We start from the raw sequence: 22,028 nt of genomic DNA on the forward strand, positions 1-22,028 counted from the left end.
CTTGGCAGGTGTTGTCTTGGAACAGTATATAGCAACCGGGCCGCCGTTGAAAGCCGTAGCCGGCTCTGCCGGACAACCAACCGCGGCGGCTTATTGGCGAGTCGGTGACATCATCCGCTCACCGGTTGTCGAACAGGATATCCGCGGTGAGCCGGATGTGCGCTTTAAAGATCTCGACGGCGCGATCGCTGTCGCGGCCAAGAACGGCATCCGTCAATGCCTTATGTTCGGCGCGGCCGTCGCGAACTTGCTGCTGCGGGGGGGAATAATGCCGATAAAATTCGCTCAAATCCCAGAGGCGCCTGCAAATATCCAGGAGAACCGGATTCGGACAAGCGGCGATCAGCTCGTAATGGAATTGACGGTGGATGCAGGACCACTCTTCGCGAACGGCAAGCTTTTGATTCGATTCCTTGAACTCGGGCGTTTGCGATAATTTGTGGTGAAGAGCGATGACGTTGGATTCCCACGTGAGATCCCCATGGGCGATGGACAGGCGCAACGCTTCGGATTCGTTGAGCGACCTCGCCTGTATGATGTTGTTCAATTCTTCTTCCGACGCCGTCTTCACGGAGAATCCGTAATTCGGGTTTTGCAGGACGAGGCCCTGGGTCGCCAACCGGGTCAACGCTTCGCGAACGACGGCAACCGAGACATCGAAGCCTTTGGCTAATTCCGAAACGGTTAACGGAGAGCCCGGTTCATATTGTCCGGCCAGAATGTCGGACCGCAGTTTCTTCGTAACGTTTTCGCTTAACGTGGACGAACCGTTTCTTTTGGCCATGAAGACGGCACCATCCTTCATGCGCTTCGAGGTTATTAACGCTTACATAGTTTACACCAAAATCTATAAAAAACAAGATGAGAATTAAATAATATGCAGAACAAACGATTTATATTTACAAAATCGATTCTTATATATATAATCGATTCGAACTATGAAAAGGAGGTAATTTACAGTGAGCAACAACCCGTTCGCCAAATTGCCGGAAGTCGCCGTCTTTCAGGTCACGAGTCGCGACATCGCGGAGGGGCTTCCTCTACCGGCCCATCAATACTCTTCGGGAGTGGAGGGCGGCAAAGATCTTTCGCCCCATTTGAAATGGTCGGGCGCGCCCGAAGGGACGAAGAGTTTCGCCGTAACCGCGTATGACCCGGATGCCCCGACCGGATCGGGCTTATGGCACTGGGCCGTCATCGACATCCCTGCCGGCGTCACCGAACTGCCGACCGGCGCAGGCGGCGAGCATGGGGATGGCTTGCCGCAAGGCGCCTTGCAACTGCCGAACGATTTGCGGCTCAAACAATTTATCGGGGCGGCGCCTCCGGCGGGACACGGTCCGCATCGGTATTATTTTGTCGTTCATGCGCTGGATGTCGAGAAGATCGGCGTCGATCCCGACGCCACGCCGGCTCTGCTAGGATTCACCATGCTGGGCCATACGCTTGGTCGAGCCGTTCTCGCGGCAACGGGGGAAATCAAGTAACCTTAAATGGCCGAGACTCCCGATTGTTAAGGAGGTCGGCCAACTTTTTTATTATTCCTTCATGACGGCACGGCAAGCAGGTCGCGATCGATTTGGCGGCGCGAGGAGCCGTTACGGCCTGCGGTTGCGGTTATGTTATAATGAAGCAATCAGGTTGTTAAGGAGAAATGCGCGAATGACAGATCAACCGATTGCGCTCCGGGAGTGGGCGGTTGCGGTGCGGGCGCTGGGGGAAGGACGGCAGGCGATCGCGCTGCGCAAGGGAGGCATCTCCGAAGAGACGAAGGAGTTCCGCCTGGAAAGCCCGAGCTTCTATCTGTTTCCTTCCTTCGAGCATCAGCGGCCCGAGTTGGTGAAGCCCGAGTGGCGAGAGATCGTCGAAGCGACGCGCGAAGAGGCTGCTTTGCGGCCGGACGCGGTTCGGATCGAATATTTCGCGGAAGCGGCGGAAGACATCGAGGTGACGGATGCCGAGACGCTTGCCCGGTTGAGCGAATGCCATATTTGGACGGATAATTATGCGGAAGAGCGGCTGCATTGGAAAAAAACGAAGCCGCTCCACGTGCTGCTGCTGCGGGTTTACCGGCTCGGCGAGCCGATTGAGGTACCGATGCGCGAAAGCTACGGCGGCTGCAAGTCTTGGATTCGGCTTGAAGAGGAGATTCCCGCCGGGGAACGGATTCCCGTCTTGTCCGACGCCGAATTCGCTGCCGCGGCGGACGCGGCAAGACGCGCGATCCGGGAATTTTGAGCGCTTGGAGCATCGTTCGGGTTTGAAACGCGGAAAGTGTCGGTTTGCGTTTTTCAAGCCCTTTTCATAAAATGGAGGTTGAGAATCACTGAGAATCAAATTAAAATAATTATAAATAAGAAAGAGAAGGTGGAGAAAAAATCATGTCCAGCCTGTTCGAAATCCATGGTCTCAAGTCGGCCATTGAAGGTAAAGAAATTTTAAAAGGCTTTGATCTGACGATGCAAGCGGGCGAAGTCCACGCGATCATGGGGCCTAACGGCACCGGGAAGAGCACGCTCGCATCTTCCATTATGGGCCACCCCAAATATGAAGTGACGGAAGGCAAAGTACTGCTCGAGGGAGAAGACGTGCTGGAGATGGGCGTCGACGAGCGCGCCCGCGCCGGCCTGTTCCTGGCGATGCAATATCCGAGCGAGATTACCGGCGTGACCAACGCCGACTTCCTGCGCAGCGCGATCAACGCCCGCCGCGGCGAAGGCAACGAGATCTCGCTGATCAAATTCGTCCGTCTGATGGAAGCGAAGATGAAGGAACTGGACATGAATCCCGAATTCATGCACCGCTACCTGAACGAAGGCTTCTCCGGCGGGGAGAAGAAGCGCAACGAGATTCTGCAGATGATGATGCTCGAGCCGAAGCTCGTCATTCTCGACGAGATCGATTCCGGCCTCGACATCGACGCTCTCAAGATCGTGGCCGCCGGCGTCAACGCCATGCGCGAACCGGACCGCAGCTTCCTGATCATTACCCACTATCAACGTTTGTTGAACTATATCAAGCCCGATTACGTGCACGTCATGATGCAAGGCCGAATCGTCAAATCCGGCGGTCCGGAGCTGGCGGAGCGTCTGGAAGCGGAAGGCTACGATTGGGTCAAAGATGAGCTGGGCATCGTCGACGAGACGGTTGGCCAAGCTTAAGAAGAGGAGAAGGGAGGCTAGCAACATGAGTACACCGACCACCTCTTTCGGCCGCGAAGCCGCCGCCGCGATCGCGCGCAGCAAGAACGAACCGGCCTGGCTGGTCGCCTGGCGGGAGGAAGCGGGCGACTTGACCCGAACGCTGGAGCTGCCGAAGCCGGAGAAGACGCCGCTTCAGCGCTGGAACCTGGATGTTCAGGGAACGCATCGCCCGGGCCGCGAGGTCGCCGCCGCGGCGGATTTGCCGGCGCCGATCGCGTCGCTGCTCGGAACGGCTGCGGACGGAGCGGTCATCGTCCAACATAATTCATCCGTCATTTATACGAAGCTGCCGGAAGAATGGAAGGCCAAGGGAGTCGTGCTGTCGAGTCTGGAAGACGCGGCCCGCACGCACGAGGAGCTCGTTCGCGCTCACCTCATGACCGCTTACGAGCGGGGCGAGCACAAGCTCTCCGCGATGCACGGGGCGCTGTGGAACGGCGGCGCGTTCCTGTACGTTCCGCGCGGCGTCGAGATCGAAGTGCCGGTTCAAGCGCTGCTGTATGCGGACGACGCGGAAGCGACCTTCGCTCCTCATATTCTTGTTATCGCCGATGCGAACAGCCGGGTGACGGTCGTCGAGACCGCATCGTCGTCTCTTGGCGAGACGGACGCGACACTGCTTCATAACGGCGCCGTCGAAGTGTTCGCCAAAGCCGGCGCGCAAGTTCGCTACGCGGCCGTTCACCATATGGACAGCAAGGCGATCGACATCAGCTATCGCCGGGCGGTGCTGGAGAACGACGCCCGTATCGAGTGGATCGTCGGCGATTTGCACGAAGGCAATACGGTGACCGACACGTTGTCGGTTCTGAAGGGCAACGGCTCGACGTCCGACGCCAAGATCATCTCCGTCGGCACGGGCTCGCAGCGTATGAGCTTGACGACGCGCGCGGTTCATTTCGGCCGCTCTTCGGAGAGCGACATGATTACCCGGGCGGTCATGAAGGATGCGGCGACCGCCATCATCAACGGCATTACGAAGATCGAGAAAGGCGCGACCAAGGCCGACGGCCAGCAGACGGAGAAAGTGCTGATGCTGAGCCCGAAAGCCCGCGGCGACGCCAACCCGATCCTTCTGATCGACGAAGACGACGTCAAAGCCGGCCACGCCGCGAGCGTCGGCCAGGTCAATGCGGAGCAGGTGCACTATCTGATGTCGCGGGGCATTGCCAAGGAAGAGGCGGAACGGCTGATCATCTACGGATTCCTCGATCCGGTCGTCTCGCAGATTCCGCTGGAATCGGTCCGCGAGCTGCTGCACCGCATTTTGGAAAGGAAGCTGGGGTAAATGGATCCGATCGCGCTGAAAGCCGAGTTCCCGATTCTCAGCCAGGAAGTAAACGGACATCCGCTCGTTTATCTGGACAACGCGGCGACTTCGCAGAAGCCGCGTTCCGTTATCGAAGCGGTCAAACGGTACTACGAATGGGATAACGCCAACGTTCACCGGGGCGTGCACACGCTCGGCTCTCGCGCTACGGACGCTTACGAAGGCGCGCGGGAGAAGGTTGCCCGCTTTCTGAATGCCGCCGCGTCCCGCGAGATCGTGTTCACGCGCGGAACGACGGCGGGACTGAACCTCGTCGCGAACGGCTATGCCAGACAGGTGCTGCGGGAAGGCGACGAGATCGTCATTACTCCGGCGGAGCATCACAGCAACCTGATTCCCTGGCAGCAGGCGGCCAAAGCGACGGGCGCGGTTCTCAAATACGTGCCGCTGCAGCAGGATGGAACGGTCAGCGTGGAAGACGTAGAGCGGACGGTGACGGAGCGGACGAAGCTCGTGTCCATCGCTTACGTGTCCAATGTGCTCGGGACCGTCAATCCGATCGCGGAGATCGCGGCTATCGCCCGCCGCAACGGAGCGGTCATGGTCGTGGACGGCGCGCAGAGCTCTCCGCACCTCAAGGTGGACGTCCGGGCTCTCGATGTCGATTTTTACGCATTCTCGGGCCACAAGATGTGCGGTCCGACCGGGATCGGCGCCCTGTATGGAAAGGCTGCGCTACTGGAAAAGATGGAGCCGGTCGAATACGGCGGCGAGATGATCGATTTCGTCGATCTGTACGATTCGACTTGGAAGGAGATTCCCTGGAAGTTCGAAGGCGGGACGCCGATCATTGCCGGAGCCGTCGGCCTGGGAGCGGCGATCGACTTCCTCGCGAGCGTAGGCCTGGAGGAGATCGACCGGCACGGCCGGCAGCTCGCGGCTTACGCCATCGAACGGCTCTCCGCCATCGACGGCGTGTCGATCTACGGACCGCGCAATCGCGCCGGTCTCGTCACATTCAATCTTGGAGACGTCCATCCCCACGACGTGGCCACGGTGCTTGACAGCGAGGGCATCGCGATCCGCGCCGGGCATCATTGCTGTCAGCCGCTCATGCGTTGGCTGCAAGTGAGCGCGACGGCCAGGGCAAGCTTTTATCTGTACAACACCGAAGAAGACGTGGATCGGCTCGCCGACGCGCTGGTCAAGACAAAGGAGTTTTTCGGATATGAATCCGCTCGATGACCTGTACCGCCGCGTTATTATGGACCATTATAAAAATCCGCGAAACCGCGGGACGATGGACGACGAGTCCGTCACCGTCAACCTGAACAACCCGACGTGCGGCGATCGGATCAGCCTGCAGATGCAGATTGAAGACGGCGTCGTCAAGAACGCCCGATTCACGGGCGAAGGCTGCTCGATCAGCATGTCTTCCGCTTCGATGATGACCGACGCGGTCAAGGGAAAGACGGCCGCCGAGGCGCTCGCCATGGCCGATAAGTTCTCCTCGATGATGAAGGGCGAGCAGGTGGAGTTCGACGAGTACGAAGACCTCGACGCCCTCTCCGGCGTGAACAAATTCCCGGCCCGCATCAAGTGCGCCACGCTGGCGTGGAACGCGCTGCGCAAGGGAGTCGAGCACGGGCAGGGACAGCACGAAGGGATCGAAGAATAAGAGTTACCATCATGATGAAGGAGGTACATCGCCATGGCGAAGCAAATGCCCGAATTGGAAGAGTACAAATATGGGTTCCGGGACGAGCATAAAGCGATCTTCCAATCCGGCAAAGGATTGACGCCGGAGATCGTCCGCACGATCTCGGAGATGAAGGGCGAGCCGGAATGGATGCTGAAGTTCCGTCTGAAGTCGCTGGAGCAGTTCGAGAAGATGGCGCTGCCGCGTTGGGGCGGCAACCTGGACGAACTCGACTTCAACGACATTCAGTACTACGTCAAGCCTTCCGAGAAGCAAGGCAAGACGTGGGAGGAAGTGCCGGAGGAGATCAAGGCGACGTTCGACAAGCTCGGCATTCCGGAAGCGGAGCAGAAGTTCCTTGCCGGCGTATCCGCGCAGTACGAATCCGAAGTCGTTTATCACAACATGCAGGAAGACCTGGAGAAGCAAGGCGTCATCTTCATGGATACCGACTCCGCGCTGCGTGAGCATCCGGAGATTTTCAAAGAACATTTCGGCACCGTCGTTCCGCCCGCGGACAATAAGTTCGCCGCGCTGAACAGCGCCGTCTGGTCCGGCGGCAGCTTCATTTACGTGCCGAAGGGCGTCAAATGCGAAATTCCGCTGCAGGCGTACTTCCGCATCAATTCGGAAAATATGGGCCAGTTCGAACGCACGCTGATCATCGCCGACGAAGGCAGCTTCGTGCACTACGTCGAAGGCTGCACGGCCCCGGTGTACAGCACGAATTCGCTGCACAGCGCGGTCGTCGAGATCATCGCCAAGAAGGGCGCGCGCGTCCGCTACACGACGATTCAGAACTGGGCGCCGAATATCTATAACCTCGTCACCAAGCGCGCCGTCGCCGAAGAGGACGCGACGATGGAATGGGTCGACGGCAACATCGGCTCCAAGCTGACGATGAAGTACCCGGCCGTCATCCTGAAGGGCCGCGGCGCGAAGGGCATGGTGCTCTCCATCGCCGTCGCCGGCAAAGGCCAGCATCAGGACGCAGGCGCGAAGATGCTTCACCTGGCGCCGGACACGACGTCGACGATCGTGTCGAAGTCGATCTCGAAGCACGGCGGCAAAGTGACGTACCGCGGCATCGCCTCCTTCGGCCGCAACGCCGAAGGCGCGAAAGCGAACATCAAGTGCGACACGCTCATTCTCGATAACCAGTCGACGAGCGACACGATCCCGTACAACGAGATCATGAACGACAACGTCACGCTGGAGCACGAAGCGACGGTATCCAAGGTGTCCGAGGATCAGCTGTTCTACCTGATGAGCCGCGGCCTGTCCGAAGCCGAAGCGACCCAGATGATCGTCATGGGCTTCATCGAGCCGTTCACGAAGGAATTGCCGATGGAGTACGCCGTCGAGATGAATCGTCTCATCAAGTTCGAGATGGAAGGCAGCATCGGGTAAGCCGGAAATATAGAAAATACGTGTTCGAGTTGACTGGACGTTCATGCGTCCTGGCTGCTCGGGCACGTATTTTTTTTGGCTCGGTTGCGGTTTCGTTAGCCTTTCGTATCTGAGGAAAGAATGGATTTGCTTCGTTCTCCTGTCCTTTGTCCAAGCCATCGTCTCATTGCCGCATAAAGTATTGCATCTCGCAAGGAATTGAGGTGAAAAAATGGCGATTATTCAAACAGTGCTCAACTATAACCGCGCTCAGTTGTCCAACTTCGCGGACTCTTCCTCCATTCTGATCGGCACCGCTAATGTCCTGCTTGCCGAATTCGGCTTGTTTGAACCGGCCGGGACGCAATTCATCCAACTGCAAACGACGGTAGGGTGGAACGTAACGGACGTCTCTCCGGTACCGCCCGATCAGACGCTCCTGCAGCTCACTATTTTCCGAGACGGCGTGCCCATCGCTTCTGCGGAACAGGAGTCGATCTCAAACGAAGAAGACACGCCGTTGGAAAATCTGGCCAGTTTCCAGACGATCATTAGAAGTACGACCGTCGGCCATCATGTCTATCAATTGTTCGCGTTAAATGAACAACCGGAACAAGGCACCATCACGGTCACCGGACCGGTCAGCATCTCGGCCATGGCTATCGGAACTCCTTGATGGGGCTTCCTTCTCAATGGCGTCGATCCCTATGGATGGACAACCTTTCCATCTTCTCGCCGGGTCTTCGGATTCGGCGATTCTATTTTGCGGCATTAAGGTCTAATCGTTACCCGAGTGCCGATAGGCACCAGGGAAGATAGCGCGAGCACGTCTTCGTTGTACATGCGAATGCATCCATGAGAGACGAGCTTGCCGATCGACGAAGGATCGTTCGTGCCATGGATGCCGTAATGGGGCTTCGACAGGCCCATCCACAGGACTCCGAACGGACCGCCGGGATTCGCTTGTTTATTAATGATCCGATATTCGCCCGTCGGCGTTCTCGTGACCATTCTTCCGATTCCTACGGGAAACGAGCGAACGACGGTGTCCCCGTCCAACAAGATGAGCTGACGATCGGACAGATCGACGATAATTCGGTAATCCGGCATACCGACCAACTCCTTTGGATCATGGTATGCGTACGGTAAAGAATGGAGACGGCATCTCCGCGCCGAAGGACTTGATGCGGAAAGAACCGGCATAAACGGAGAGGAACTGAACATGCTAACGGGAGTGCGAATCCATAAGCGGAGGCGATATTTCCCAATGGGCCATCAAGCATTCCTCGTCCGGACGGTTGCGGCGGCAGCGGCGGTGGCGCTGGCCGTCTCCCTCGCCGGGTGCGTGCGCAATCCAGGCGACACGAGGGGAGATCTGAGCAAATACTCCGCTCCGGTCAAGATTAAATCGAAAAGCGAGACGATGCTGGAGGAGAGAGGCGCTTCCAGCTCCGTTCCAATCGTACAAATTCATCGCTCGGATTACGTTGCCGCCGGCGACGTGGCGAGAGCGATCGGCCTTCACGGCCAGTGGCTGAAGGATGGGGCGTACGGCATCGGCTCGGAGGATCCGGAGTGGACTTTCCGTACGGGCGAAAGCGAAGTCCGGCTGGGGGCAAAAGCGGAGCGAATGCCGGCGCCCGCGGTCAAGATGAGCAACCGTCTCTATATTCCGGCCGCCGCGTTGTCCGCTTTGTTCGGTCGAGTGGCGACTTTCGGACATGAGGGAAGCCGAATCGCGTTCTATCCGCAGCCGGCGAAGGTAAGATCGGAAGCCGCGAAGCTTCCGTTCTCCGATGCCAAGCAGAACGGGAATATTCGCTCCCTGTCCGCAGGAGGATCCAAGTACGATTCCTTGATCGACGATGCCAAAAAATTTCTGGGCGTCCGATATGATTTCGGGACCGGCAATTACGCGGATACGGGGACATTCGATTGTTCCTCGTTCGTGCAGTATTTGTTCGGGCACTACGGCGTCAACCTGCCGCGCACGGCCCGGGAGCAGGGGCAGGAGGGAACGGCCGTATCCCGGGATTCGCTGCAAACCGGCGATCTCTTGTTCTTCTCCGTGCCCGGCCGCTTTAAAAGCGACAGCACCCCCGGCCATGTCGGCATCTATATGGGGAACGGAAGCATGATCCACTCCAGTCCTCAGCCGAACGACGGCGTACAGATCAGCGACATCAACTCCAGTTACTGGCAGGACCACTTCTTGTTCGCGAAGCGGATTCCGTTGCCGTAACGGATCACAGTCGTTTCTCCAATCATGATAAAGGCCGCCGCAAAACGTCGCAGGCGGCCTTGCTTCTCGTCAGGACAGGGAAACCTGAACGATCTCCAGATCGGGTTCCACCGATAGGTCGAGAAACCGGTCTTTGGCGACCTGAACGAGCGGGTGGAACGGGTCGGTCGGGTGATTCAGGACGACGGTGCCGCTCTCGCCGTTGGTCAGTTTCACTTTCTTGCCAATGAGGTTCGGCAGCATGTGAAAGACGAAAGTCTGGACCATGAGCGGATCCAGTTCCTGGAATCCCATCCGGTAAAGCTCCTTGAGCACGGACAGCTGATCCTTCTTCTCCTTGTAGACGCGTGTCGAAATCATGGCGCTGTAAACGTCCGCAACCGCAACGACCTTCGCGATCGGATGGATCTGGCTGCCCGACAGGCCGCTCGGATATCCGTGCCCGTCGGTCCGTTCGTGATGCTGGCGCGCGGCCTCGGCCACTTCGTCTTCGAAGCCCGAGGCGCGCAAAATTTCGTAACCGTATGACGGATGGTTGCGGATCTCCGCAAACTCCTCGTCGGTCAGCTTGCCGGGCTTGTTCAGAATATCGCCCGGTATCCGGCACTTGCCGATATCGTGAAGGAAGCCTGCCTTGCCGGCCATCTGCGTGGCCGCCTCCGACCAGCCGAGCCACTTGGCCAAATAGTAGCAAAGCATGCCGACCTGTACGGAATGTTGGTAGGTATAATCGTCCTGGTTATTCAGCATGAGAAGCAGGGAGACGACGTCGCGCTCTTCCCGGAAGTTGTTCATCAGCGGCCGAAAACTCTCGTTGACGTCGCTCTCGTTCACTTGCCCTTCTTCCATCGCCTGGCGGAAGAGCTGTTCGAATCCGGCGACCGCATCCTCGAAGGAAGCGAGAAGCTCTTCGGAGGCTCGGAATGCAGGCGCATCGTCCTCATTAGGCTCGGGAACGCTTTCAAGAAAAGCGGCGCTCGATCTCTGTTCGATCTCCACGTAATCGATATGATGCTGGAAGAGACGGGACAGATCGCGGTCCTGCAGAACCGTCCCCTTGCTCAGCACATGGAGTCCGTAGGAATTGAAAATATCTTCGGCAAGCCGATCTCCGCTTTGGAGATCGAAGATTCGGATCCTCATGCTCTTAAGCTCCTTTGGACCTTTCGTGGAATTGTCCGGAAATTCGGTAAAATTCGCCATCATTTGCTACTCCTATGCTACCAAATGAAGGGAACTGTTTGCAACAGGAATCCGCGAGAATCCAAGGCTATTCCGCCAGCGGATTCCATGCCTCGCCCGACTGGTATCCTTTCCAGACGGAGCCGTCCTCGTACACTTCTTTCTTCCAGATCGGAACGGTCCGTTTCAATTCCTCGATGGCAAACCGGCTGGCATCGTAGCTGTCCGAACGATGCGGCGAGGAGACGGCGATCAGGACGCTGGCTTCGCCGATCCCGACCGGTCCGATCCGATGGTGGATGGAGCAGAGCGTGCCGGGCCACCGGCTTGCGATTTGTTCTCCGATCTCCCGCAGGCTGCGGAGGGCCATGGGGACGTAAGCTTCGTATTCAAGCAGCACCGTTCGCGAGCCTTGCGTCCACTCGCGGGTCGTTCCGACGAAGAGCAGGGCCGCGCCGTGGTCCGGATGGGCTACCTGTTCCAGCACGCCGTCGGTTCGGAGCGGTTCCTCGAGGATTGCGTACCGCTCCGGACGCTCGGCGGAATGTCCGGAGGAGGGCGGCGTGTCCTGTCCGCCGGATACGGGGGGGAGCAGGGCCAGTTCGTCGTCCCGGGATACGATGGCGTCGTCGGGGGCGAAGCTTTGGTTGCATGCCAGAAAGGACACGTTCAACAGGGCGGCATGTTCGGGAAAACGCTCGGCCAGCCTGCGTTTGATTTCTCCGGCTTGGAGCTCCTCCTCGGCGAAGTCAAGGTGCAGCAAGCGGGCGTTCAGTCGTTCCGCCAAGCCGGCGAACAGCGTAATCTGCCATGTATTTTCCATTAGATGTACTCTTTCCTTCCATTAATGTACGATATTCTTTTTTCAAGAATACCATATCGACGGCGAAAATGTTATGCTAATAGCATCTATGGAGGCTTCTGAAGGCAAGGAGGGACACGGATGACGGAGCTGATCGACAGATTCGGCCGCAAGCATACGTATTTGCGAATTTCGGTGACGGACCGCTGCAATTTGCGGTGCCTTTATTGCATGCCGGAAGAAGGCATGACATTCATGGAGCAGGAACGGCTGCTGACGTTCGGCGAGATCGAACGGGTTGTCGAAGCGGCGGCGGCGCGGGGCATTTCCAAGCTGCGAATTACCGGCGGCGAGCCTCTCGTCCGTCCGAACCTCGACGAATTGATCGAACGGCTGGCCGCCATTCCCGGCATCCGGGAAATCGCGCTGACGACGAACGGCCTACTGCTGGAAAAGCAGGCGAAAAGGCTCAAGGAAGCCGGTCTGACCCGGGTCAACATCAGCCTGGATACGCTGGATCCGGCGAGGTTCCGTTTTATCGCCAGACGCGGTCACCTGGATCGGGTGCTGGACGGAATCCGGGCGGCTGCCGAAGCGGGGCTCGCTCCGATCAAGCTGAATTGCGTCCTGCTCAAAGGAATCAACGAGGACGAGATCGAATCCTTTCTGAGGATGACCTTGGAGCAGCCGCTGCACGTCCGTTTTATCGAATACATGCCGATCGGCCACGATGACGCGGGATGGCGCTCGCACTATTTGCCGCTCGCCCGCGTTCTGGAAACGGCCGAAGCGGCGGGCTTCGGGCTGGAGCTGGGAGAAGACGCGCCGGCCGGCAGCGGGCCGTCGGAGAACTGGCGCATTCGCGGCGCTGCCGGCACGTTCGGATTGATTCATCCGATCAGCGAGCATTTCTGCCAAAGCTGCAATCGGCTGAGATTGACGGCGGACGGCCATATCAAGCCATGCCTGTATTGGATGGACGAATTGAACGTCCGGGCCGCGCTCGGTTCCCGGGAGGAGCTGGACGCGCTCCTGGACCGGGCGATGGCGATCAAGCCGGAGAACCACGAGATGGCGGCCCTGCTCGCGGGCGAGACGCTATCCCGCGCGCCGACGGAGCGGAGAATGTCGCAGATCGGCGGCTGACGCGCCGGTTGGCGTGCAGGTTGCGCAGCCCGGATCAATCATGTTACGTTAACGTAGGATCCGGAAGGGGTTGGCCCCGAAGGCCGGTGAACAACAGGCGCCAAGTGCGGGCGGCGGGAGGGTGCCATGAACGATAAAATCGCGGAGACGCTGACGCTGCTTCATACGAACGACATTCACAGCCATTTTGAAGAAGCCGCGCGCATCGCTTGGTATTTCCGGCAGATGCGCAAGGAGACGCCCGCGGATCGGCTGCTGGCGATCGAATGCGGCGATTTCCTGGACCGGGTGCGGATCGAGACGGAAGGAACGCACGGAATGGCCAATCGGGCGATGCTGGAGATGCTAGCATACGACGCGGTGACGCTTGGCAACAACGAGGGCTTGACGTTCACGAAGGAGCAATTGGACGCGCTGTACGAAGGAGCGCCTTTCCAGGTTGTCTGCGCCAATCTGACGGACTCGGCGAGCGGGGAACGCCCCTGCTGGATGAAACCGACGACCGTTATCGAGAAGGCGGGATGGCGAATCGGTCTGATCGGGCTGACGGCTCCGTTCGGCGATTTCTACGAGCTGCTGGGCTGGACCGCTGCCGATCCGTTTGAGGAAGCGGCACGCCTGGTTCCCGCGCTTCGCAAGGAGGCGGATGTCGTAATAGCGATTTCGCATCTCGGCCTCCGTTCGGACCAGCGTCTGGCCGAGGAGATCGAGGGTATCGACATCATCCTCGGAGCGCATACGCATCATTTGCTTGAAGTGCCGCTCCGAATCGGCCGTACAACCGTCTGCGCGGCGGGCAAGTTCGGGCGCCATCTCGGCCTGCTGAAGCTGACCAGGCGCGATGGGGGCGGTTTGTCGGTCGAAGGAGGCTGTCTCCCGACGGACGGAATGGCCGCGGACGGGGCGTTCGAGGTGCTCGTGGCGGAAAGCCGCGAACGGGCGGACAAGGCGATGGGCGGCACGATCGCCGTGCTGGAAGAAGCGCTGGAGACGGCGCTGGAAATCGAATCGCCGCTCGGCAACCTGCTGGCGAGCGGCGTCCGCCATGCGGCCGGTGCCGAGATCGGGCTCGTCAACTCGGGACAGCTTCTCGGCGGCTTGCCGGCGGGACCGGTTACGGCAAGGGACATCCATGCGATCTGCCCTTCGCCGATCAATCCGTGCGAGATGAGGCTGACCGGAGCGACGCTGAAGCGGGCGCTGGAGGAAAGTCTGCTGCCCGAGTTCATCGGGCTCGAGTTTCAAGGCTTCGGCTTCCGCGGCAAGGCGCTCGGAACGCTGTGCGTGGACGGCGTCGAATGGTCGTTCGACGAATCGAAGCCGCCATTGGAGCGGACCGTCGACATTCTCGTGAACGGCGCACCGCTGGAGGAATCGCGGGAGTATCGCGTCGGAACGCTCGACATGTTCACGTTCGGCGTCGGCTACCTGGGCTTGAAAGAAGGAGTCGTCGAGCGGTATCTGCTGCCGGAATTCATTCGCGACGTGCTGGCGGCGTCCTTGAACGACCCGGCGCGGGTGGCCGACTGCCGGAGGATGAGAAGGCGCACGGCGAACCGCCTTGGAGGCTAAGAGCAGGCGCCGTGCGCAGGAGCAAACTTAATATTTTTTTAAGAATCGCATAAGAATTGTCTTTTCATTCTCGTTTACAATGAAACTTATCCTATAATATTCTCTTGAAGGAGGCATGCTGCGAGTTTACTATTGTCGAATGAGGACTGTCGAAAGCTGCAAAACGGAAGCGGAGGTAAATCATGCTGCTACACTGGTTCGATAGCGTTATCCTCGGAATCGTCGAGGGTTTGACCGAGTTTCTTCCCGTCTCGTCGACGGGCCACATGATTCTGACGAACAAGCTGCTTGGCTACGAAGAGACGCCCGCCATCCTCGAAACGTTCGAGATCATCATTCAGTTCGCCGCCATTCTGGCCATCGCGCTCGTTTACCGGCACAAAATCTTTCAGGTATTCGGCGGCAAGCCGAAGGACGCCGTCTCCGGTCTCAGCGTGGACAAGCTGCCGAAGCGCCGGCTGAACCTGATTCACGTGGCGCTCGCCATCATCCCGCCGCTGGCGCTGGCGTTCCTGCTGCGCCATCCGATCAAGGAACTGGGCTTCTCGCAGTACCCGGTGCTGCTGTCGCTCGTCGTCGGCGGCTTCTACATGTGGTTCGCGGAATCCCGCTACGACTCCGGCAAGATCAAGCGGACCGCCGAGACGATGGACGATATCAACTACAAGCAGGCTTTGATCATCGGCCTGTTCCAGTGTCTCTCGCTCTGGCCGGGCTTCTCCCGCTCCGGGTCGACCATCGCGGCCGGCATGCTGACGGGACTGAGCTATCGGGCCGCAGCCGACTTCTCCTTCTTCGTCGCCATTCCGATCATGACGGTGGCGACGGGCTACGAGCTGCTCGACAGCTTCGGCAACCTCACTTCGGGCGACGCGGGCTTTTTTATTACCGGCTTCATCGTTTCGTTCATCGTGGCCTGGCTCGTCATCATTTCCTTCCTTAAAGTGATTCAGAAGGTCAAGCTGAAGTACTTCGCATGGTACCGGTTCGCCGTCGCCATTCTGTTCTACTTGTTCATCATGCGGTAAGTTCGCGTCACCGTTAGCGCTGCCGGGGAATCTCCCGGCGGCGTTTTTGCTTTTGCGGCTGTGATTCGACCCGATCCCATGTGAGTCGTAGGCGATGAATGGCGAATCCTGTCATATTTTGTTCTTGCCCAAATCTGCCAAATCTCTTACATTATTCATAGGCGCGAAGCCGTAAGTCCACCAGACTATAATGAGCGCCATCCTTGCGAAAGGGGGACCCGTTACGAATGCGCATGTTGCCCATTTCGTTATGCAGCCCGGGAATGAAATTGGGCAAACGGATTTTTTCGGCAGAAGGCGTCGTTCTGCTCGCCGAAGGCGTCGAACTGACGGCATCGTTGATCCGTCGGCTCGATGACAAAGGAATTCATTATTTATACATCGACGATCCCCGCACGGAAGGGATCGAAGCGCCGCAATTGCTAAGCGACGAGACGCAGCGCGCGGCGCTCGGAACGATCCGTTCGGTATTCCGCGATTTGGTCGATGCGCCCGGGAAGCGCCACACCGGAATGTATCCGTACGTAGGGAGGTCCGTGCGGCAGGTGATGCATCTGGTGATGGACGATTTGCAGCGGAACCGGGATGCGATGATCATGCTTTCGAACCTGCTGACGGTAGACCATTACCTGTACATGCATTCCCTCAATGTTTGCGTTTACACGACATTGCTGGGAATGGCGTACGGCTACGGAACGGAGGAGCTGACGACGCTGGGGATGGGCGCTCTGCTGCATGACGTCGGCAAGACGCAAATTTCGACGGATGTCCTTCTCAAGCCGGACGGCCTGTCGGATGCCGAATACGAAGAGATGCAGCGCCATGCGGAGCGGGGCTATTACCTGCTCAAGGACGAACCGAACATTCCGCTCGTCGCCGCTCACTGCGCCTTTCAGCATCATGAACGGTTGAACGGGACCGGCTATCCCCGGCGTCTTACGGGAGATCAGATCCATCCGTACGCGAAGTGGATCGGCATCGTCGACTCGTACGACGCAATGACCAGCTACCGGATTTACAAGAACGCGATGCTTCCCCATCAGGCGGTGGAGACGCTGTATGCGGGCAGCGGCACGCTTTACGACACGGCCATGCTCAAATATTTCCGCGACAAGGTGGCCATCTACCCGATCGGAATTACGGTCAAGCTGAGCAGCGGTCAGACGGGCGTCGTCATGGACATCAACTCCGCTTGCGCCCACCGTCCGATCGTGCGCGTGCTGACCGACGAGGCGGGCCAGGATTTGAAGACGCCTTACGAACTCGATTTGTCCAAGCAATTGTCGGTGATGATCACGCAGGTCGACGCCGGTCCTTCGGAACGGTAAACGAAAACCGAAGCGGCTTCGGCGAGGGCTCTTGGAACGGGACGTTCCAAGGGCTTTCGTTTGCTTTCGCGCGAGCGGGCAAGGTACAATAACTATAAATTCAGACACGACAGGAGTACCGCAACATGCAAGGTTCGACAACCGAAAGCAAGACGATCCGGGCGGAACGGTTCGCCCCGCCGGACCATCTGCTTCCTTTATCGCCGCAAAACGATCCCTGGGACCCGATCCGGTCTCTTCAGCGCTACGGCCGCCACACGCTGACGAGCGTCGAGTTCACGGTAACTCATCTGTGCAATATGCGCTGCGAGCATTGCGCGGTCGGAGACAGCCTGGCGATGACCGAGGCGCCGCATCTGCCGATCGACCTGATGCTGCGGAGACTCGACGAAGTCGAGCATCTCGAGACGATCAGCCTGACGGGAGGCGAGCCGACATTCCGGGAAGAGACCGTGCGGAACATCATCGTTCCTTTGCTCCGCTACGCCCGCTCCCGGGGAATCCGGACGCAGCTTAATTCGAACGTCACCCTGGACTACTCGCGGTACGAGCAGATCGCGCCGTACCTGGACGTCATGCACATTTCCTTCAATTACACCGCGCCGGAAGATTTTCATGAAGTCGGCTTCGCCCGGTCGCCCCGCGCGGTCGGCACCGCGGCGTCCGCCAAGCTGTACGAGCGGATGATCGAGAACGCTCGCCGGCTGTCGCAGGAAGGGTTGTTCGTCTCGGCAGAGTCCATGATCAATTTTCGGACGTATAACAAGATTAGCGACATTCATAAGCTAATCGTAGAGATGGGGTGCCGTCGTCATGAAGTGCATCCGATGTACCCCAGCTCTTTCGCGTCCGATCTGCCGATGATCGCCAGGGATCAGATGCTCGAAGCCATATCGCGTCTGCTCGACGACCGTTCTCCTGACGTCTGGATGCTGTTCGGCACGCTGCCGTTCTATGCATGCGGCGACAACCCGCGCGAGCGCGAACTGCTCGCCCGGCTGAACCGGGAACCGAACGTCACGGTCCGCAACGATCCGGACGGCCGCAACCGAGTCAACGTCAACCTGTTCACCGGGGACGTCTACGTGACGGACTTCGCCGCCATTCCTTCGTTCGGCAACGTGAAGGAGGAACGGCTGGATGACGTCTTTGAACGGTGGCAGAACCATCCGCTGCAGGCTCGGGTCAACTGCCATTGCCCGGCGGCCGGATGCTGCGGTCCGAACCTGCTCGTCTCGGATATGTATTATCGGGATGTCGACTTTACCCGCCGTCGCGCGCTGCTCTGATCCTCCCGGATCCGGCGGCGGCTGCGCCGCGGGTGGACGGGCATACCGAATAAGTAGAGGAGCGTTCACATCTTGCATACCGAATTTCTTTGGGGATCCATTGTTTGGAACCTGCTTGTCGTCCTGATTCTGGTTTTCCTGAACGGCTTCTTCGTCGCCGCCGAATTCGCGCTTGTGAAGGTTCGGCAGAGCCGGCTGACCCAGCTTTCCAACGAAGGGAACTCGCGGGCGAAGTACGCGCTCAAAGTGAACCGCAAGCTGGATGTGTACCTGTCCGCTACCCAGCTCGGAATTACGCTGGCGTCGCTCGGTCTCGGCTGGACCGGCGAACCGGCGATCGCCGATTTGATCGTCGAGCCGCTTATGTACAACCTCCATGTCACCGATGAGACGGTCATTCATTCCGTGGCGGCCGTCGTCGCGTTCCTGGTCATCACCTTCATGCATATCGTGCTCGGAGAGCTTGCTCCCAAGTCGTTGGCCATTCAGAAGTCGGAAGGCGTCTCTCTCTGGCTGTCCTGGCCGCTGCTGATGTTCTACCGCATCTTCCTGCCCGCCATCTGGCTGCTGAACAGCGCGGCCAATCTGATGCTCCGGGCGATCGGGGTCCGCCCGGCCAGCGAGCACAGCGCGGCTCATACGGAGGAAGAGATCCGCATTCTGATGAACGAGAGCGCGAAGAGCGGCATCATCGACAAGGAAGAGATGACGCTGTTCGATAATGTGTTCGAATTCGCCGACCGGGTGGCGCGCGAAGTGATGCTGCCGAGGACGGACATGGACTGCATGTTCGTCGATCTTCCTTACCGGGACAACCTGAAGCTCGTCTACGAGACTCGTCACACCCGGTATCCGGTCGCTGTCGACGACAAGGACCAGATCATCGGCTTCGTGCATATCACCGATCTGCTGACGGCCGATCCGGACGAAGAGCACGATCTCCGCGACTTTCTGCGCCCGATCTTGAGCGTGCCGGAATCGATGGAGGTCAGCAAGGTGCTCAAGCTGATGCAGAAACGGAAGTCGCAGCTTGCCATCGTCATCGACGAATACGGAGGCACGGCAGGCATGCTGACGGCGGAGACGATCCTGGAAGAGATCGTCGGCGAGATTCACGACGAATTCGACGATGAGCCGCCGAGCGTCGTGACGAAGGGAGAGGTCACGTCGGTCGAAGGCCGGATGCTGATCGAAGACATCAACGACATGTTCGGCCTGGATATCGACGACGAAGAAGTCGATTCGATCGGAGGCTGGCTGTTCCGGAATTTGGAGGGGAACATCGCCAAGGGGCAGAAATGGGACTATAACGGCTTCGTGTTCGAGATCGCCCAGACGGAACGTCTGCGGGTGCTGCGCGTCCATATTTACCGGGCCAAGCCCGAACCGGCGGCGGGAGGGCCTGCCGCCGGCAACTCATCGGCCGAGGAGGAGAAGGCGGACGCACGGAATCCGCTAGGCACTTCCAAATAACGCGGCCGCCAACGGGAGGCGGAACATGACCACGCTCAAAACGGTGCTGGTGATGGGGTTCGGACTTCTGTTTCTCTACTTGCTGTTTACGGTCGGCGCTCCGTTCCTGCTCGCCCTGGTCGCCGTTATTTTCCTGGAGCCGCTGAACGCCTTGCTCATCCGTCGGTTCAAGCTGGGCAGGCTTGCCGCCGCGACCGTCAGCGCCACTTTGTTCACGGCGGTGCTGATCGGCTTGATGGTGCTGATCGGCCTGAAGCTGGTCGACGAGCTGCTCGGCTTCTGGGAGCACGTTCCTACTTATTTGAATCATGCGAACGCTTATATTCAAGATCTGCTGAACCGGGCGGACTCTTTGTCCGGCAAGGGAGAGCAGGACCTTCCGCTCAAGCTGGAAAACTGGGTAAGCAGCCTGACCTCCGCTCTCGAAAGCCTGGCGTCCGCCGTCTCCGGCGTCCTCTACAGCTTCGCCAAAGGCATCCCGAACTTTTTTATCGTCCTCGTCGTGTTCCTGTGCGCCGTCTACTTGCTGGGCTTCAGCTTGCCGGCGATGAAGACGTCGTTCCTGTCGCTCTTCGAAGAACAGTCCCGGGAGCAGGTCGAACAGGTCATGGCGAATTTGCGCCGGTCGGTGTTCGGCTTCCTTCGGGCGCAAATCCTGCTCAGCCTGGTGACGTACGTTCTGTCCTTCTTCGGATTGCTGATCATCGGCACCGGGTATCCGCTCGCTGTCGCTTTGCTGATCGTTGCCGTCGACATTCTCCCGATTCTCGGGACGGGAGCGGTTCTCGTCCCTTGGGCGGCCTACGCCTTCGCGACGGGAGACACGTACACGGCGGTCGGCCTTCTGCTGTTGTTCTTCGTCATCACGATCGTGCGCCGGACCGTCGAGCCGAAAGTGCTGGGGGATGCCGTCGGCATCGGCGCGCTGTCGGCCCTGGTCAGCTTATACGTCGGCTATGAGCTGGTCGGCCTCGTCGGCGTCTTCCTCGGGCCGATCGTCGTGATCGTGTTCACGGCGGCTCGCAAGGCCGGCCTCCTACATTTCAAGATCAAGCTGCAATAAAGGGAACGCCAACGGATCCAACGTCGCGCTAGCGGCGTTTTTTCTTTTGGACGACAACCGGGGGAGATAAAAATTGAGCAAGTAGCCTAGCCCTGCCCCATAGAATAGGAGCGTATGTCTATTCGGTTTTTTGGAGTAAGGAGGAATTTCGCTTGAACGACAGCCAATGGAGAGCATGGTACCCGTACGTCAGCCCTCTCGACCCATGCCCCCCCATTCGGGTCAAAACCTACGTCGTGCCGCCGAATCAATGGATCGCGTTTCAGCCCATGAATCTCCCGCAATTTCCGCTGGACGAGGCGATTCGCAGGGGGACGCTGTGGCCGGCGTTGTACAGCCCGTATCCGTCGCGGCATGCGGCCAAAGGAGGGTAAGGCATGGCGAACCGCAACGAGGGCAAAGCGCCGGAGGAACCGAAGCAGGAGTTCGCACAGGAGCCGAACCGCAACGTCCCGGGAGACGAGGCCTACCGCGCGGAGCTGCTGCAATTGCAGAAGGTCGATTTTGCGCTGGTGGAACTGACGCTGTATCTCGATACGCATCCGAACGACCTGCAGGCCGTTCAGCAATTCAACCAGCTGGCGCAGACGCGTGCGCAGATCGCCCATCATTTCGAGATGAAGTACGGTCCGCTCATGCAGTTCGGTCACAGCTTCACCCGATTCCCTTGGCAGTGGTCGCAGTCGCCGTGGCCATGGGAAGTTTAAGGAGGGGCGCGAATGTGGATTTATGAGAAAAAGCTGCAGTACCCGGTTCGAGTCAGCAAATGCGACCCCCGGATGGCGAAATACCTGATCGAGCAATACGGCGGCGCGGACGGGGAACTCTCGGCTGCTCTCCGGTATCTGAATCAGAGGTATACGATCCCGAGCAAGGTCGTCGGGCTGCTGAACGACATCGGGACGGAGGAATTTGCCCACCTCGAGATGATCGCCACCATGGTTTACAAGCTGACGAAGGACGCAACGCCGGAACAGCTGGAGGCTGCCGGGCTCGGCGCGCACTTCGTCAATCACGACAGCGCGCTGTTCTACAACAATGCCGCGGGCAACCCATGGACAGCCACCTACATCCAGGCAAAAGGCGACCCGCTCGCCGATCTTTACGAAGACATCGCGGCGGAGGAGAAGGCGCGCGCCACCTATCAATGGCTGATCGATTATACGGACGACGTCGATATTCAAGATGCTTTGAAGTTCCTGCGGGAGCGGGAAATCGTGCATTCGCTGCGCTTCAAGGAAGCGGTCGAGATTCTGAAAGCGGACCGGGAGCAGAAGAAGGTGTATTAAAATGCGGATGCACGCGCAAAACCGGAAAGGGGCTCTGCATGTTGGCAGAGCCC

23 protein-coding genes are annotated in these 22,028 nt (G+C 58.8%); 19 read left to right on the plus strand and 4 right to left on the minus strand.

Going from position 1 to position 22,028, the window contains the following annotated elements:
* Positions 1 to 118: 118 nt before the first annotated feature.
* Complete coding sequence (locus H7C18_RS21440; RefSeq protein WP_185131150.1) at positions 119 to 784, minus strand: GntR family transcriptional regulator; 666 nt, start codon at positions 782 to 784, stop codon at positions 119 to 121.
* Positions 785 to 959: 175 nt separating this feature from the next.
* Here H7C18_RS21440 and H7C18_RS21445 point away from each other — a divergent pair, with 175 nt between their 5' ends.
* The 8 genes from H7C18_RS21445 to H7C18_RS21480 all read left to right on the plus strand — a co-directional run bounded on the left by H7C18_RS21445 (position 960) and on the right by H7C18_RS21480 (position 8,237).
* Entirely contained in the window at positions 960 to 1,487 is a 528-nt protein-coding gene (locus H7C18_RS21445; RefSeq protein ID WP_185131151.1) for a YbhB/YbcL family Raf kinase inhibitor-like protein, read from the plus strand.
* 175 nt (positions 1,488 to 1,662) lie between these two features.
* The gene (locus H7C18_RS21450; RefSeq protein ID WP_185131152.1) at positions 1,663 to 2,238 is read left to right on the plus strand and encodes a DUF1802 family protein; all 576 of its coding nucleotides are present in this window, start codon (positions 1,663 to 1,665) and stop codon (positions 2,236 to 2,238) included.
* A 143-nt stretch (positions 2,239 to 2,381) separates the two neighbouring features.
* Positions 2,382 to 3,161: a Fe-S cluster assembly ATPase SufC gene (gene sufC, locus H7C18_RS21455; protein ID WP_185131153.1), complete on the plus strand. Its 780-nt coding sequence runs from the start codon at positions 2,382 to 2,384 to the stop codon at positions 3,159 to 3,161.
* A gap of 25 nt (positions 3,162 to 3,186) precedes the next feature.
* Entirely contained in the window at positions 3,187 to 4,491 is a 1,305-nt protein-coding gene (gene sufD / locus H7C18_RS21460; protein ID WP_185131154.1) for a Fe-S cluster assembly protein SufD, read from the plus strand.
* A complete protein-coding gene (locus tag H7C18_RS21465) occupies positions 4,492 to 5,718 on the plus strand; it encodes a cysteine desulfurase (RefSeq protein ID WP_185131155.1) in 1,227 nt (408 codons plus the stop codon).
* Positions 5,702 to 6,151, plus strand: a complete 450-nt coding sequence (gene sufU / locus H7C18_RS21470; protein ID WP_185131156.1) for a Fe-S cluster assembly sulfur transfer protein SufU — start codon at positions 5,702 to 5,704, stop codon at positions 6,149 to 6,151. Before H7C18_RS21465 ends, sufU begins: the two co-directional genes overlap by 17 nt.
* A gap of 33 nt (positions 6,152 to 6,184) precedes the next feature.
* The gene (gene sufB, locus H7C18_RS21475) at positions 6,185 to 7,582 is read left to right on the plus strand and encodes a Fe-S cluster assembly protein SufB (RefSeq protein ID WP_185131157.1); all 1,398 of its coding nucleotides are present in this window, start codon (positions 6,185 to 6,187) and stop codon (positions 7,580 to 7,582) included.
* 211 nt (positions 7,583 to 7,793) lie between these two features.
* Positions 7,794 to 8,237, plus strand: a complete 444-nt coding sequence (locus H7C18_RS21480) for a hypothetical protein (protein WP_185131158.1) — start codon at positions 7,794 to 7,796, stop codon at positions 8,235 to 8,237.
* A 95-nt stretch (positions 8,238 to 8,332) separates the two neighbouring features.
* On the opposite strand, the gene H7C18_RS21485 is transcribed toward H7C18_RS21480, so the two are convergent.
* Positions 8,333 to 8,671, minus strand: a complete 339-nt coding sequence (locus H7C18_RS21485; protein WP_185131159.1) for a L,D-transpeptidase — start codon at positions 8,669 to 8,671, stop codon at positions 8,333 to 8,335.
* 157 nt (positions 8,672 to 8,828) lie between these two features.
* Between H7C18_RS21485 and H7C18_RS21490 the strand changes: the two genes are divergently transcribed.
* A complete protein-coding gene (locus tag H7C18_RS21490; RefSeq protein ID WP_185131160.1) occupies positions 8,829 to 9,803 on the plus strand; it encodes a C40 family peptidase in 975 nt (324 codons plus the stop codon).
* A gap of 69 nt (positions 9,804 to 9,872) precedes the next feature.
* On the opposite strand, the gene H7C18_RS21495 is transcribed toward H7C18_RS21490, so the two are convergent.
* Entirely contained in the window at positions 9,873 to 10,946 is a 1,074-nt protein-coding gene (locus H7C18_RS21495; protein WP_185131161.1) for an HD-GYP domain-containing protein, read from the minus strand.
* Between the two features lie 127 nt (positions 10,947 to 11,073).
* Positions 11,074 to 11,808, minus strand: coding sequence for a molybdenum cofactor biosynthesis protein (locus H7C18_RS21500; protein WP_185131162.1), 735 nt, complete (start codon positions 11,806 to 11,808; stop codon positions 11,074 to 11,076).
* A 120-nt stretch (positions 11,809 to 11,928) separates the two neighbouring features.
* On the opposite strand from H7C18_RS21500, the gene moaA reads away from it, so the two are divergent.
* The 10 genes from moaA to H7C18_RS21550 all read left to right on the plus strand — a co-directional run bounded on the left by moaA (position 11,929) and on the right by H7C18_RS21550 (position 21,975).
* Positions 11,929 to 12,933: a GTP 3',8-cyclase MoaA gene (moaA, locus tag H7C18_RS21505; RefSeq protein WP_185131163.1), complete on the plus strand. Its 1,005-nt coding sequence runs from the start codon at positions 11,929 to 11,931 to the stop codon at positions 12,931 to 12,933.
* 126 nt (positions 12,934 to 13,059) lie between these two features.
* Complete coding sequence (locus H7C18_RS21510) at positions 13,060 to 14,505, plus strand: bifunctional metallophosphatase/5'-nucleotidase (protein ID WP_185131164.1); 1,446 nt, start codon at positions 13,060 to 13,062, stop codon at positions 14,503 to 14,505.
* A gap of 182 nt (positions 14,506 to 14,687) precedes the next feature.
* A complete protein-coding gene (locus tag H7C18_RS21515) occupies positions 14,688 to 15,533 on the plus strand; it encodes an undecaprenyl-diphosphate phosphatase (RefSeq protein WP_185131165.1) in 846 nt (281 codons plus the stop codon).
* A gap of 227 nt (positions 15,534 to 15,760) precedes the next feature.
* On the plus strand, positions 15,761 to 16,861 hold the full coding sequence (locus H7C18_RS21520) for an HD-GYP domain-containing protein (protein ID WP_185131166.1): 1,101 nt from the start codon (positions 15,761 to 15,763) through the stop codon (positions 16,859 to 16,861).
* 125 nt (positions 16,862 to 16,986) lie between these two features.
* Positions 16,987 to 18,150, plus strand: coding sequence for a radical SAM/CxCxxxxC motif protein YfkAB (yfkAB, locus tag H7C18_RS21525; RefSeq protein WP_185131167.1), 1,164 nt, complete (start codon positions 16,987 to 16,989; stop codon positions 18,148 to 18,150).
* 69 nt (positions 18,151 to 18,219) lie between these two features.
* Positions 18,220 to 19,623, plus strand: coding sequence for a CNNM domain-containing protein (locus H7C18_RS21530; RefSeq protein ID WP_185131206.1), 1,404 nt, complete (start codon positions 18,220 to 18,222; stop codon positions 19,621 to 19,623).
* Between the two features lie 25 nt (positions 19,624 to 19,648).
* Positions 19,649 to 20,686 carry a sporulation integral membrane protein YtvI gene (gene ytvI / locus H7C18_RS21535; protein ID WP_185131168.1) on the plus strand — a complete coding sequence of 346 codons (1,038 nt, stop codon included), beginning with the start codon at positions 19,649 to 19,651 and terminating at the stop codon, positions 20,684 to 20,686.
* A 152-nt stretch (positions 20,687 to 20,838) separates the two neighbouring features.
* Complete coding sequence (locus H7C18_RS21540; RefSeq protein ID WP_185131169.1) at positions 20,839 to 21,060, plus strand: spore coat associated protein CotJA; 222 nt, start codon at positions 20,839 to 20,841, stop codon at positions 21,058 to 21,060.
* 3 nt (positions 21,061 to 21,063) lie between these two features.
* Positions 21,064 to 21,393 carry a spore coat protein CotJB gene (locus H7C18_RS21545; RefSeq protein WP_185131170.1) on the plus strand — a complete coding sequence of 110 codons (330 nt, stop codon included), beginning with the start codon at positions 21,064 to 21,066 and terminating at the stop codon, positions 21,391 to 21,393.
* 12 nt (positions 21,394 to 21,405) lie between these two features.
* Positions 21,406 to 21,975: a manganese catalase family protein gene (locus H7C18_RS21550; RefSeq protein WP_185131171.1), complete on the plus strand. Its 570-nt coding sequence runs from the start codon at positions 21,406 to 21,408 to the stop codon at positions 21,973 to 21,975.
* The last annotated feature ends 53 nt before the right edge of the window (positions 21,976 to 22,028 follow it).

The sequence above is a fragment of the Cohnella zeiphila genome (assembly GCF_014212055.1).
Classification (GTDB): domain Bacteria; phylum Bacillota; class Bacilli; order Paenibacillales; family Paenibacillaceae; genus Cohnella; species Cohnella zeiphila.

Coding starts and splice junctions, on each gene's coding strand:
- H7C18_RS21495 (WP_185131161.1), bottom strand. CDS start 10,946: ATGAGGATCCGAATCTTCGATCTCCAAAGCGGAGATCGGCTTGCCGAA.
- H7C18_RS21510 (WP_185131164.1), top strand. CDS start 13,060: ATGAACGATAAAATCGCGGAGACGCTGACGCTGCTTCATACGAACGAC.
- yfkAB (WP_185131167.1), top strand. CDS start 16,987: ATGCAAGGTTCGACAACCGAAAGCAAGACGATCCGGGCGGAACGGTTC.
- H7C18_RS21500 (WP_185131162.1), bottom strand. CDS start 11,808: ATGGAAAATACATGGCAGATTACGCTGTTCGCCGGCTTGGCGGAACGA.
- H7C18_RS21490 (WP_185131160.1), top strand. CDS start 8,829: ATGGGCCATCAAGCATTCCTCGTCCGGACGGTTGCGGCGGCAGCGGCG.
- H7C18_RS21520 (WP_185131166.1), top strand. CDS start 15,761: ATGCGCATGTTGCCCATTTCGTTATGCAGCCCGGGAATGAAATTGGGC.
- H7C18_RS21465 (WP_185131155.1), top strand. CDS start 4,492: ATGGATCCGATCGCGCTGAAAGCCGAGTTCCCGATTCTCAGCCAGGAA.
- H7C18_RS21515 (WP_185131165.1), top strand. CDS start 14,688: ATGCTGCTACACTGGTTCGATAGCGTTATCCTCGGAATCGTCGAGGGT.
- H7C18_RS21450 (WP_185131152.1), top strand. CDS start 1,663: ATGACAGATCAACCGATTGCGCTCCGGGAGTGGGCGGTTGCGGTGCGG.
- sufC (WP_185131153.1), top strand. CDS start 2,382: ATGTCCAGCCTGTTCGAAATCCATGGTCTCAAGTCGGCCATTGAAGGT.
- sufB (WP_185131157.1), top strand. CDS start 6,185: ATGGCGAAGCAAATGCCCGAATTGGAAGAGTACAAATATGGGTTCCGG.
- ytvI (WP_185131168.1), top strand. CDS start 19,649: ATGACCACGCTCAAAACGGTGCTGGTGATGGGGTTCGGACTTCTGTTT.
- moaA (WP_185131163.1), top strand. CDS start 11,929: ATGACGGAGCTGATCGACAGATTCGGCCGCAAGCATACGTATTTGCGA.
- H7C18_RS21545 (WP_185131170.1), top strand. CDS start 21,064: ATGGCGAACCGCAACGAGGGCAAAGCGCCGGAGGAACCGAAGCAGGAG.
- H7C18_RS21550 (WP_185131171.1), top strand. CDS start 21,406: ATGTGGATTTATGAGAAAAAGCTGCAGTACCCGGTTCGAGTCAGCAAA.
- H7C18_RS21485 (WP_185131159.1), bottom strand. CDS start 8,671: ATGCCGGATTACCGAATTATCGTCGATCTGTCCGATCGTCAGCTCATC.
- sufU (WP_185131156.1), top strand. CDS start 5,702: ATGAATCCGCTCGATGACCTGTACCGCCGCGTTATTATGGACCATTAT.
- H7C18_RS21480 (WP_185131158.1), top strand. CDS start 7,794: ATGGCGATTATTCAAACAGTGCTCAACTATAACCGCGCTCAGTTGTCC.
- H7C18_RS21440 (WP_185131150.1), bottom strand. CDS start 784: ATGGCCAAAAGAAACGGTTCGTCCACGTTAAGCGAAAACGTTACGAAG.
- sufD (WP_185131154.1), top strand. CDS start 3,187: ATGAGTACACCGACCACCTCTTTCGGCCGCGAAGCCGCCGCCGCGATC.